Genomic DNA, 14,214 nt, shown 5'->3' on the forward strand with positions numbered 1-14,214 from the left:
TGCAGGGTATGCAGACGTTGTCGTCAAGATTGTGGTTGACCCACCGTTAGTTGCTCCGACTTTGACGGGAACAGCTCCCAATGTCGACACCGTGCGGATTACCTTTGACGATAATGCAGCGTGGAGAGACAAAATCACAGGGGTTTTTCTAAATGGCAACTCGGTTTCCATCCACAGCTCTAGGGTGAATAAATCTAACGCGGGTATCATTGAAATTAATTTTACTGACGCTTCTCTAATACCAGGAACGCATCAACTTTTAATTAAAGCTGCAGGGTATGCAGACGTTGTCGTCAAGATTGTGGTTGACCCACCGTTAGTTGCTCCGACTTTGACGGGAACAGCTCCGAATGTTGACACCGTACGGATTATATTTACCGAAGATGCTGCGTGGAGAGACAAAATTACCGGTATCTATCAAAATGGTAACTCCTCTCCCATTCACAGCTCTAGGGTGAACAGCACTTCCGCTGGAATCATTGAAATTAATCTTTCTGGCGCTTCTCTAAGACCAGGAATGCACCAATTTCTTATTAAAGCTAATGGATATGCGGATGCTGTCGTTACGATTGAGATAGACCCACCGTTAGCAGCTCCGACTTTATCAGGAACAGCTACGAATGTTGACACTGTACGGATTACATTTACCGATGATGCTGCGTGGAGAGGTAAAATCACAGGGGTTCATCTAAATGGTAACTCGGCTTCCATCCACATCTCTAGGATAAATAAATCTAATGCTGGTATCATCGAAATTAATCTTTCTGGCGCTTCTCTAAGACCAGGAATGCACCAATTTCTTATTAAAGCTAATGGATATGCGGATGCTGTCGTTACGATTGAGATAGACCCACCGTTAGCAGCTCCGACTTTAACGGGGACAGCGCCGAATGTTGACACTGTACGGATTACATTTGACGATGATGCTGCGTGGAGAGGTAAAATTACAGGGGTTTTTCTAAATGGCAATTCGTGGCCTGTTCACAGCTCAAGGGTTAATACAACTACCGAAGGAATCATAGAAATTGATTTTACAGAGGCTTCACTAAGTTCAGGAACGCATCAATTTCTTATTAAAGCTGAAGGGTATGAAGATACTACTGCTGTGATTATGATTGCACCTTGATTAAAATAAAGCATCATTGTTATGATAGAAATGTTTTTAATTCTTGTGTACATTCAAATTAACTTCTACAGATGAATACAAATAGAGTTTGGAGTTGTTCTAACTGAAAAAAAGAGGTCGAAAAATCGGAGCGGATGGAGAAAAAAGCAGAGAGTTGCTCTTGAAGATCGCAGCAAAGCAATTTGCTCTATATGGATTCCATGATACGAAAATCAGTATGATCGTTAAGGAAGCCAACGTGACACAGCCAACATTTTATCTATATTTCAAAAGCAAGGAAGCAATTTTTCAAGAATTGATTGATTTGTTTAAAGCTAAGCTGGACATGCGGGTTGAGCAAAGCAGACTCTCTTCTGGTATTGAGGCAGCAGGGCTACTGCAACGAATTTCAAATAATATTGCCTTGATTTTTCAGCTGTTTCAAGAAAATGAACAGATCGCCCGAATCGGTTTTTTTCTCTCAGAGGATGCTATTGAAATAAAAAAACAAATGGCCAAGCAAATTGAAGAAAACCTTACTGCGGAAGTAGAAGAGGGCTATTTCCATTCTAACGTTGATCTTAGCATTATTGCCTCAGCAATTGTCGGTGTCATTGAACACCTTACATTAACGAAGCTATGGGCAGGCTTAAAGACGCCAGAGGAGCTTTCTCAAGACATAACTAGACTCTTTTTGTATGGATTAATAAGAGAAGATAACTAAATGATTAGATGTAGAAGACGTAAAGGAAATACATTTCCTTGCGTCTCTTTTATTCTCACTTGCGCTCGCTAATTAACAACCAGCATTATAGGCTGGACCTTGTAAAATAAAAACACCCCAAAAGTTAGTTTTTGCTAACTTTTGGGGTGCAGCACCAATCTCAACAAAAAATTCAATTCACTTTAGAGTCTTATAATTAAATCAGATCGGATTTCTGAAGCAGACGCTGGATAACCGCGGAAGCTTCAGCTCTAGTAATGTAGGCTTTAGGCGCAAGCTTCGTAGCACTTCTTCCCATGATGATGCCTGCCTGTATGTTGTCTAAAATACTATTTTTTGCCCAATCAGACGACGCTGTTGCATCAACAAAGGGGCGAAGCAACGATTCATCATTTTGCGCTGCAAGCTTGGCGTTCAGGCCAGTAATCTTCATCGCCTTGGCAACGATAACCATTGCCTGCTCTCGCGTAATCTTATCGTTTGGACGGAATGTACCGTTACCAATTCCATCGATTAGTTGGTATTCAAATGCTGTACTAATCGCGCTATTATACCAATCTGTTCCGTTTACATCCGAGAAAGGAGCCTCCTCTTTGCTCGGCTTCAACCCCAGCCCACGAACGATAATCGCTACAAATTCAGCGCGAGTAATGTCTCGATTAGGACTGAATTTGCCATTGCCGGTACCTTCTATAACCATGCGAGATCCCATATCATTCGCTGAATCCTTCGACCAGTGGTTCTCAACATCACTGAATTCTAGCGGATGCCACACGACCGAGTACGTGCTGTTGGTTAAGCTGTTAATAACAGCGTAATACCTGCCATCAATGATCGATATCTTGGTAGGTACATGACGAGAAGTACCATCCGGATCAACGACGACGCCCGTTGTAATCCTGTTAGGATCGACACCGTCTGGAATTGCAATAGCACGTTCAACGTATACGCTGAAGGTTGGTATTTCTACTGACAAATTACCATAGGTCCACTTGACTATAAAATCCATGGCAGGCAATACTGGCGTAAAGCTTCTATTCGTTGCCGCTTGCTCGACGACCTTCACCATATCAGTCGGTGTTTCGCCAAACTGAAGCTCTACCTTAATATCCTGCAGCGAAACGTTTTGTCCGATTTGGCTCAATATCTCATTCGTGCTAATCTGCATTGAAGGTACAGTGTAGATTGCACGATCGGTTTTTACAACCAGAGTAGCTAGTTTATTTTCCATTTCTTGGACCAGCTGACCATTAAGCTGAGCTGCAACCACATCGGAAGCTGTATTAACAGGAACGGTTACCACCGCACCAATGCCTTCAATTGCAAGCTTGTCCTCGATTTTTTTCTGATCCACGATAATGATTGTCGCTGATTGACCATTAATTATAGTCTTTTTTGCTGTACCCGCAATTTCGACTTTCCCGTTAACCAAAACAATGACGCCAGTATCAGATTCGCTTGAATCTGTAGATTCTGAAGGTTGCTCAGTTGAAGGCAGTGGAGTCGGTTCTGATGTTCCTTTTCTAACGGTTACAACAATCGTCTTCGTATCCTTCGCTCCATTAACATCGATCCACGACGTACCGTTCCAACGTTGCTTTTGGAACGTTGTCGTTACGGTGTAGCTACCGACAGCAGAAGGCTTGTACACTGCTGTATAGTTACCATTATTGTCCTTGGCAAACTCTCCCGTTTTGCCGCTCTCTGTCGAACTCCAGCTTACTGGCACATAACGCTCGTTTCCGTCAAAGGCTCCGTCCTCTCCCTGTCGGTCCCCTTCAGCAGTCAACGTAACCGTTGAACCTGACGTCACGCTGCTTGGTTTTGCGCTGACCTTGTTGTTGTCTGCATCCGCTTCTGTCGGGCCAGTTGGATCTGTCGGATCTGTTGGGTCTGTTGGATCCGTCGGATCAGTCGGATCTGTTGGATTTGTCGGTCCAGTTGGATCCGTTGGATCAGTCGGATTCGTTGGATTCGTCGGATCGGTTGGGTTCGTTGGATCTGTCGGATTCGTTGGATTCGTTGGATCAGTTGGATCCGTCGGATCTGTCGGATCAGTCGGATCAGTCGGATCTGTTGGGTCCGTCGGTTCTGTTGGATTTGTCGGATCGGTTGGGTTCGTTGGATCTGTCGGATTCGATGTAGCTGTTACCGTCACCGTTGTCGTCTTCGTATCCTTCGCTCCATTAACATCGATCCACACCGTACCGTTCCAACGTTGCTTTTGGAACGTTGTCGTTACAGTGTAGCTACCGACAGCAGAAGGCTTGTACACTGCTGTATAGTTACCATTATTGTCCTTGGCAAACTCTCCCGTTTTGCCGCTCTCTGTCGAGCTCCAGCTTACTGGCACATAACGCTCGTCTCCGTCAAAGGCTCCGTCCTCTCCCTGTCGGTCCCCTTCAGCAGTCAACGTAACCGTTGAACCTGACGTCACGCTGCTTGGTTTTGCGCTGACCTTGTTGTTGTCTGCATCCGCTTCCGTCGGTCCAGTTGGATCGGTTGGATCGGTTGGTCCAGTCGGATCCGTTGGATTCGTCGGATCAGTCGGATCTGTTGGATTTGTCGGTCCAGTTGGATCCGTTGGATTCGTCGGATCTGTTGGATCCGTTGGATTCGTCGGATCCGTTGGATTCGTCGGATCAGTCGGATCAGTCGGATCAGTCGGATCAGTCGGATCTGTTGGATTTGTCGGTCCAGTCGGATCCGTTGGATCAGTCGGATTCGTTGGATCGGTTGGATCTGTAGGTCCAGTTGGATCCGTTGGATTTGTCGGTTCTGTTGGAGCCGTCACCGTCACCGTCGTCGTCTTCGTATCCTTTCCGTTATCGTACCATACGCCATCATAAAACATATGCTTTTGATAAGTTGCTGTTACAAGATAACTGTCTTCCGCTGAAGGCGTATAGATAGACGTGTAATTCCCGTTACTATCCTTAGTGAATGTTCCCGACTTCCCACTCTCAACAGATGTCCAGCTAATCGGTACATACCGTTCATCATTGTTGTTCCCGGTGGTTTCCTCCTGACGGTCGCCTTTTGCCGTGAGCGTCACTGAACCTCCTAGCGATATCTCGCTTGGACTGGCTGTCAAGCTGTTTTTGTCAGGATCTGCGATTTTTGGTGGAATTCTAGTTACTATCAAAGTTGGTAAAGGTAATGGCAAGGAAACCTCATATTGATCGCTCCAACTATCCCCATACCACATTTGCCGCATGAATTTAGCATTTATTTCATAGAATCCTAGATTTCCGGGAATATACTCTGCGGTATAACTGCCATCTGCCCCAAGTATGAAGGAACCAGTTTTACCGGCTTCAGTAGACGACCAAGTCGTTGGTATATAGCGTGTGTCCCCGTGATGGTACGTACCTCCCGGAGGACTGTCTCCTTCGGCTGTCAGAGTGAGCGTCTCACCTGTATAAATAGTTGTTGCGCTCAAAGTAAGCTTATTTTTTAACATATCGGCATCGTAAGATTGAACCGTCACACTCAGTGACTTGGATATATTACGATTCATCGAACCTGGCTGCCATTCTTTTGAATATCCATTGTACTCCAAATCCTTAAATATAACGGTAACAGTAAAAGTTCCGCTGCTTGCAGGTGTATATGTAGAAGTGTATTTGCCATCGCTATCTACAATGAAAGTACCCTCAGGATTACCATTTTCAGTCGATATCCATTTATCCGGAATAATCTTCTGATCAAGATGTGATATTCCTTCTGCGAATTGTCGCACTCCTTCAGCAACTAACGTGAAAGATGAGCCGCTGTTTATTGTAGATGAAGGCTCTACCGCAGCTGTAACTTCTGCAACAGGTGCTAAAGTCGGCCAGTCTGACACCAAAAATTGTGTTGATTTTATATCAACCTCGTCTGTATCTATCCAGTCGCTGCCGTTCCAGACCTGCTTTTTGAAGTAATAGTCTAATTTATACATTCCTAAGTCGGCACCTAATTGAAAAAAATCAATGTAAGCTTCGTTGGACATGCCGCCATTATTATCAGTCTCCCAATAATCAAAGACATATCGCTCATCCCCGATCACTTCTGGAGCAATATTTTCTCTATCCCCAACTACATCGTTTAATCGCATATTCCCATAAGGCGGATATGCTTGTACAGATAGGTCGTGATACTTATTGTTGCTGGTATCCGCCAAGGTAGGTGAAGCAGCCAGTGCCTTTTGTCCGCCAACAACAATTTGAGGTAAAAGCATGGTTAAAACGAGAAATCCTACAAAAAATCCTCTTAAGACTCTATTTCGAGTCATAGTTTAGTCTCCTTCTCGGCATATTTTGAACTCGAACTTTAAATTTAAACGAAACAAAATCTACTTTATGTATAGCATTACAAACACGAAACCTCAGGAAATTGATATAAAGAGATCTAGCATCTACTTCAATATTTATATGGCGTATAAATTAGCATGGACTCTACACATTATTTTTACTCCCTCCTAACTTCAATTCTACTAATATCAAGTAGTTTTTATTAATATCTATACAGTTTAGAAATCTACACTCAACAAATAATAAACAATTATAGATAATTAGCTTTTGTGTTGTTTATTCTAGAATATGTTCTAGATAAAAAATACCAAAATATGGATTAAGTCAAAAAAGAAGGTTTGCTATCAATCCATACGGACAGATAGAAAACCTTCTAGCAATTATCAATTAAATAAGTTCAAGCTCCTTTAATAGATTGTAGATTACTGAAGCTGCTTCCCCTCTCAATGTAGGATTTTGAGGAGCGAATTTGTTACCATTTCTACCGATCATCAGCTCTAACTTTCTCGCAGTATATACGTCTTCATAAGCCCATCGGCTAATACTTTCTGTATCTGCAAACTCAGAAATTTGCTTCAGATCTTCTTCAGTAAACGTTACGTCCTTGTACTTCTTAAGGGTTCTAACAATAATAGCTGCCATCTCTTGTCTAGAAACTACACGCTCAGGTTCAAAGCTTGTCTCACTTACCCCTTTTACAATACCTTGCTCTTGCGCAGTAGTAATATAAGACTCATACCATTTATCCGTTACATCTGTAAATTGACTTTGTGACTCATTCATTGGAAGATTAAGCATTCTTACGATTAATGTAGAAAACTCAGCTCTTGTAATACCAATGTTCGGATTAAAGTTTCCAGCGCTATCGCCTGTAATAATTTGTCTGGCTGCCAGGAATTCAACTATATCCTTAGCCCAATGTCCATCAAGATCTTTGAATCCTTTCTTGTTTTCCATTAGTGCAAGCGTTGCTGGTGAGTCCAAAGTGATTGTAACTGTATGATTCCGAGCATCAATAATGCCTCCAACCGCTACCCAACGTTTTTCAGCCTCATTGTACTTGTAGACAACAAGTTGATTAAGGTTAGTAACCTCATTCGGGTCATAGCTGAATTGTACTTCGATTTTTCCTGTAGTCTTATCTGAGACTGCTTCTACATTGTACACCTTGCCAACAAGATGCATTTGTGGTTCCTTTAAAGATACAATTGTGTTGTTTTTGTTTTCTTTAATAACATAACCCTTATTTTTATGATCGATGATAACAACTGGCAATGTTGGCTCTTGCTCTTGCTCGTGTTCTTGCTCTGGAGCTTCTATCACTTCGCCATTATAGCTAGCATTTTGTACAATTACTGTTCTGGTAATTTCAGACTGGTTGCCATTTAGATCCGTAATGATATAACGCAAAATGTAAGTTCCATTCTTTGTCGTATCTACTGAACCTATCATAATCACTCGTCCTGTAATATCACCATCTACATTATCAGTAGCCGTAACACCTTGCTCAACATACACTTTGCCAGTTTGCACATAGACAACACTAGGTCCGGTAAGCTGAATAACTGGCTTCTCAATATCCGTAATAATAGTCTCGTGCTTGCTGTTTACGCTGATTGTTACCTGATCGCGAAGTGAAGGATAGTCATAACCACCAGTTGGCTTTTTAGTTATAATATCTTGAGCTACAGCGTCCTTGTGAACATTCGTAAATTTGTCATATTGATTCATTGCCTCTTCATCAAAGTCCATATCTGGATCTTCTAGTATGCTGCGCGCTTCTTTGACGGTAATATTTTCTTTGTTCAAAATATTAGTCAACTCTGCCTGCTTTTGTGCCTTACTAGTTTCCATTATAGAATAGATGCTTAGATGATTCGTTAATAAGGTCATGTTGCCCGATTGTTTATCATAGCTGCTCCTAATATACTCCCACTCTTTTGTTGTTTCGTTGAAGTAGAATGTCATAAAGCGCAGCTGCTCATTAATGTTAGTGCCAACGAAAATATTCAATACGATATCTTCTGTCGTTTGGAAATTTTCAATATCCTTTGATAAGATCACATTGCCTTGAGCATCTTCTTCAATCACTCTCATCTTAAAGTCGAAAATCTTGTTATCATAAATCGCAAGATTATTTTGAATAGCAGTTACTAATGCTTGGTTTTCTGCTAGCTGCATATCGACCTGCTCAATCACTAATTCTAATCTAGAATTTCCAGTGAGTTCAGTTAGATCAAGTTCATGAATCGGTATAAGCATTGAAGCAGTGTCAGTATGAAGCTCAATTTTTGTATGCTGATCGTAAGCAGATTTCAACTGCTCTCTTCCAATGCTGACTTGAATTGGAGCACCGGAATCAGGATCTTTATTCACTACTAGTACGATCTTACCCGTTTTTTTCCGTTCTGCTTCTTTTAATGCATCTTTAATTTTTTGTTCAGTAGACTCTTGGTCCCCATCAACTTGAATAATGGTGCTAGCTGGTGTTGTCGCTTTGACTACCGTAACGGTACGTTCAACTTGTGCCATGTTACCTGCTTGATCTGTGACTGTGTAGACTAACGTATATACACCAATTGTTTGGGTATCGATAAAGCCACTCATTACAACTTTATCTGTAATATTACCATCGATGTTATCTGTCGCTTGAGCCCCTTGCTCTACATAGATTTGGCCTTGTTCCACAACTACATTGCTGCTGCCATTCAATACAATAACAGGCTTAACCGGATCTGCAATCACAATGACAGTGAATGTCTTCTCCAATGTATAGTCACCCTTAGTAATCGTTGCTGTTAACGTCACTTCAGTATCGACCGTAGGAGGTATTACTTTTCCATCTGCTGATAAAATATCTCCGTTACTGCTGCTCCACTTCACTTCACTTCCATAAAATCCTTCTTTAATAAGTGATATGTCACCCGATACCCATTCAGAATGATCGCCCGGAATATAGTTTGGATGTAATGCTGCAGTATCCTTGTCTACTGATTCCTTGTCATTATCTACTTTAAATCTAATAACTGTACTGTTACCCGCAGCATCAGTGACAATGAGAGTATATTCTCCGTTAGCCTCCACTTTAGTACCCGTTACAAATGGCTTACCGTTTAATGTCGCGTGTCCTTCTTCGAAGCTTATTGTCGGATATTCCTTATACGTCTTGCCGTCTTCAATTTCTGTTACTGTTGGAGGTACATTATCAACGACTACCGTCTGATCACTAGCCGATGACACATTTCCTGCCTTGTCTACAACATAGAATTTGTATTCTCCATCTAATTTAGGAGTAACAATCTTAGTTGCATCACCCGATGCCTTTGTCATCGTTTCACTCTCATTGAATGTCACCGTACCTTCAGGTGCCAACCAAATGGTATCCTCATAGTCATCTGAAGGCTGAATATCCAGTAATGTGTTCCCTTGTACAGTAACATCTTCTTCAAGAATTTGATTTTGATTGATAGGTGCTGTTTTATCAATACTTACTACTTTGGTGATCGTTACTTCGTTACTGGATCTATCGATGATCATAATATGAATCATCGTTTCTCCTTCTTCCTCAATGACAAATGGTCCTGTATATTCAACATATTCATGCATAGAAGGAAGCTTGTAGTATACAGTTGAATGTTCAGCTTCAACCTCGCCAGATTCGTCAAATGTTTTTGTGATCTTAACGGTGACATCCTCATTGCTAAATGCAACGTCTGGTGAAGTACTTACACTTGGAAATACTGCAATTTCTCGATTAATTGCAATGGTACGCGTAGTCGTGTCGCTAACATTTCCTACATAATCATACGTTCTTGTTTCAATCGTATAAATGCCATCTTCCGTAAATATAATTGGCTGCTCATATTGCGTCCAATCCTGCTCTACCGCTCCTGTCAAACGATATTCTGTATAATCTGCTCCTGATAATAAATCCTGACCAGGTGTAATCGTTACTGCATACTCATTATTATAGAAATCTCGTTCTGGTTGAACATTAATCGTTGGAGCAGATGGTTTTTCTGTATCAATATTAGTGATAGGAATGATCATAACTCGCTCGTTGCCTGCCATATCACGAACATAAACTGTATAAATGCCATTCAAACCAACTTCAAATACATAATCATTGGCTTGAATTCCATTAGCAATAAAGTAATTAGCAGTTTGCAGGCCATATGCATATTTCACTTCAGCAATTCCACTTCCGTTTTCGTCAGAAGCATGAATCGCAACGATAACTAAACCATTTACCCAATCTGTTGTATTAGGATCTAATGAAGCAATCGTTGGTGCAATATTATCGACAGTTATTGTAGCATTACTCGGCTCAGATACATTTCCCGCGTTATCAACGATATAGAGCTGGTAGATTCCATCAGCAGATGGTGCATTAATTTCAGAGTAAATTCCCCCAACACTCGTTACAGTTTCGCCATTTGCCTCCAAATCCTGTAGTGTAGCTCCAGGAGGTGCAATAAATACTCTGTAGCCAGCTTCTGCACTTGCATCGAGTAAAATGGTTATGCCGCCTTTGACATATCGATTATTGGCCAGCACATCATCCTGCATGATCGGAGAGATTGTATCTTTATGAATGGAATGCGTAGTTTCCAAGCTCTCATTGCCAGCGGCATCAATGACTTTCACGCTAACGGTTACAGTACCATCGGCTAGTGAAGTAATGTCAGCAGGATCAATACTCCAGTTTCCATGTTCATCAGCAAACGTTGATACAACGATCTCAACCAAATTTTGATCGATGAACGTTACCTCGACCTTTGCATTTGCTTCTGCTTTACCGGAGATAATTACATCCTCCGCCTCCTGCTTATTAATCGCATTGTCATTCGCGATAGGCAATGTAAGAATAGCGACAGCTGGAGGTGTATGATCTACAGTCACTGCATGCTCAGAAGCAGTTGATACATTTCCATTAGCATCGATAACATACAAGTAGTAGGTTCCTTCTGCTTGAGGTGCTTGAATAGTCTCTTTCGTTCCATCACCAACTAATTTGGTCGTAGTTGGGCCTTCCTCGAAGCTAGTCGTACCAATCGGCGCTAACCAAGCTGTTTCTTTTTCAGAAGGCGCACCAGAGGTAATTTCGATGCTGGTACCAGGCTTTACAGATTGCGCTTCAATGCTTGGTCTGTCTGGCGGTGTCGTATCTACAATTAGCGTGTCCCACACAAAATCCTCTGTCAGATTCAAATTCGCATTATTTTCATTGCCGTCCTGAATCGTTCCGCCAGCTAGCTGTAACGGCTGCTCAGCGGAAATACGAATTTCCTCTGTATCGTCACCCTCTTGAATTGTATATTCAAATATCAGTTCATTTGCAGTGTCGGCACCTGTATATTGTGCTTTACGAATTGGCTCAGTTCCAAAGTCTAGTGCTAGCTCAGGCAATCCATTAACCGTAACATCCTCGTCAAAGGTAACCTTTATGACGATCTTATCTCCTGCCTTATAACGTTCGTCTGGATTTACAACTTCAATATTTACGATAGTAGGAGGTGTCAAATCACTAACGGTAACGTTGAAGGTTATGACAGATTTTTTTCCACCTGGATCGGTTGCTGCTATTGTAATAACAGCAGTTCCTGAAGCTCCAGCAACAGGAGTAAAGCGAATGGTACGATCTTCATCGGTACCACCGAGTTCAATACTTGAATCAGCAATTAGCTCTTGATTAGAAGAGGTAGCCGTGACCGTTATTACATTCGCTGCAACAACTTCATCACGAATTGTAAAGCTGATTTCCTCTGAAGAATCGTCGATATCAATGCTCTGGTCTTCAATGTTGCTTATTTCAGGAGCATTTTTTTCTATAATCGTAACCTTAAAGGATTGTTCGACCGACCTATCGCCATCGGTAGCTGATAAGGTGATCGTTACTTCGCCCGCTTGTCCAAGAGCTGGCGTAATAGAGACAACTCTGTCCTTTCCACTACCTGTTACTACTATATGTTCATTAGGAAGAATGGTTTGATCTGAGGATGTGCCCGTTACCGTTACATGATAAGCACCTGTCTCTGCATCATCTACCTGAAAGCTAATCTCTTTCGTTGTTCCTTCAGTGATTGCTTGATCAGCGACACTAGTCATGGATGGTTCACTGTTAGGCATAATTTTCAAAAAGCGACTGAAGGTCTCTGACCAAGTACCATGCTCATTTCTCGTTCTAAGAGAAATCTTATACGTACCAACACCGTCGCTCGAAAAATCCAGCTTTGGTGTGCTGCCACTATAGATTTCGTTACTGCCTTTATATACTTTCCATTCATACTGGGTAAGTGAAGCACTACGAGGATCATAGCTTGTATCTTCAATCTCGATCGAGCTAGATGGCCATATGAGCTCATTCGTGCTTAACTCGAAATCAGAGATTGGTTTACCTGCTCCAGGCTGTGTCGATTGATAACGTGAACGAGCTGTACTCCATGTGCCTTGATCGTCCTTCACCATAAGCTGGATGATGTAATCCTGGTTAGGAACAAAGCTATCAGGCTGCCCACTTATCCATTGCTCATCAACCGTGTGCTTCCATTTCCATAAAACCTCTTCAATACCTTTGTCTGCTTTGGTTTGATTATCTAGGTCATACGATAAATTCGTTAATGCAACCTCGTTACTATTGTTCACCTCAACCTCAAAGCGACTAACTGGTTGTCTATGTACATATAGTGTCTTTACGAGTTCATCAGCATAGTAAATATCGTACTTTCCAACCTTATTGAAGGCAGGATTGAAATCGGATAAATACTGTCCGCTATATGGAGCAACTCCAGAGTTATTCTCATATATGCTAGGGTCGTGATCAATTCTCCATTTGCCGGTTGGCCAACTCTCGTCTTTGGTATTCGAAAGCTCTGATGCTGGAGAAACAATCAGATCATAATTTTGACCGAGCTGTAAATATTCATTATTGGCTTCACTTTGTGATTGACTAGCAATATAATCTGCCATGTCATTGACTTGTTGCTGATAAGTTGAACCTGTTCGATTAACAAAGGTGCCCAGACCATTATTTTTGCTAATAAAGGAATCTGCTTGATTTTGTGTTAGATCATTCGTTCCTTCATTATCAGTATCCTCACCCCAGCCAATGTAATGGATTTGGTCATTGTACATCCTTGTCATAATCTCGCCTAATTCAACAGAATCCTCAAAATCAGGCACAGTCTGATCATTCAAGTTAACTAGATACTTTCTTGCTGAAGGTCTCCAGTCTGGTTCACGAAGAACCTCCATAAAATCCTTAGAGATAACTTCTACCTCTTTACCTGCAAAAACGGATTCATCGTTAAAATGAAAATCCCAAGAATCTTGATTGCGCTTAAAGCTACCAAAATAAAATTTTGCATCTACAAAGCCAGTGTGACTAATAATTTCTTGTTCGACTCCATTTACGGTTTTATATAGATACATAGTAGTGTCAGCATGACCATTGTATGGATTAATGTATACTTTAAGCTCAATAATTTCCTCTGGAATTGTATTTAAGCTTAACGCAATGATTTCCCCAATACCGCCAACGGTGTCATCAAAGTCTAATGTGCTTCCGTATACTGAATCATTATCGTAATAAAGCTCATTTACATTTTCGTTCTCGTTCCAGAACTCAACATGCGAATCCATGTCTATACGTCCTGAAGCTGGCTTGTCCCATTTTAAGTTTAATTTAAATGTACCTTCTAATATATTTGTTTCATTTACTTGTACAGATTGAATGTTAAGATTACTAGCATTAACACCTCTGTTTTCTAGTGCCTGTTGCAGATCTTCCTTGAAGGTGTCTATATTTTGCGTTGAATTATCCACCGCTAAAACGACATCTACATCGTAGGCCTTCTGCACCTCAATTCCAATTTCTACTGCTTCGGTTTCCGCACTCACATTGATTGGCATTGCTACTGATACTAACGACACAATCATTGTAAAGCTAAGCATGGATGCTCCAAACTTTTTCAACCATCGTCTACTCATTAATGCTGTTCCCCCCTGATCTCGATTTTCCTACTGATACTAGTCATTTAGTTAGTAGTACTTGTTCAGTATAACTATCTGCTATCAACAAATAATAAACA

General features: G+C 41.4%; 4 protein-coding genes. 2 read left to right on the forward strand and 2 right to left on the reverse strand.

Features of this window, described 5'->3' with window-relative positions; all coding sequences use genetic code 11:
- Together ACFP56_RS08505 and ACFP56_RS08510 are read left to right on the forward strand one after the other, a co-directional pair.
- A partial coding sequence (locus tag ACFP56_RS08505; RefSeq protein WP_379233336.1) for a hemoblobin-interacting domain-containing protein occupies positions 1-1,126 on the forward strand: 1,126 nt, incomplete at its 5' end.
- A gap of 160 nt (positions 1,127-1,286) precedes the next feature.
- On the forward strand, positions 1,287-1,829 hold the full coding sequence (locus ACFP56_RS08510; RefSeq protein ID WP_379233338.1) for a TetR/AcrR family transcriptional regulator: 543 nt from the start codon (positions 1,287-1,289) through the stop codon (positions 1,827-1,829).
- A 196-nt stretch (positions 1,830-2,025) separates the two neighbouring features.
- On the opposite strand, the gene ACFP56_RS08515 is transcribed toward ACFP56_RS08510, so the two are convergent.
- On the reverse strand, positions 2,026-6,105 hold the full coding sequence (locus tag ACFP56_RS08515; protein ID WP_379233340.1) for an S-layer homology domain-containing protein: 4,080 nt from the start codon (positions 6,103-6,105) through the stop codon (positions 2,026-2,028).
- 406 nt (positions 6,106-6,511) lie between these two features.
- On the reverse strand, positions 6,512-14,113 hold the full coding sequence (locus tag ACFP56_RS08520) for an immunoglobulin-like domain-containing protein (protein WP_379233342.1): 7,602 nt from the start codon (positions 14,111-14,113) through the stop codon (positions 6,512-6,514).
- Positions 14,114-14,214: the final 101 nt, after the last annotated feature.

Origin of the sequence: Paenibacillus septentrionalis, from assembly GCF_042659865.1 — a bacterium.
In the GTDB taxonomy this organism is placed as follows: domain Bacteria; phylum Bacillota; class Bacilli; order Paenibacillales; family Paenibacillaceae; genus Pristimantibacillus; species Pristimantibacillus septentrionalis.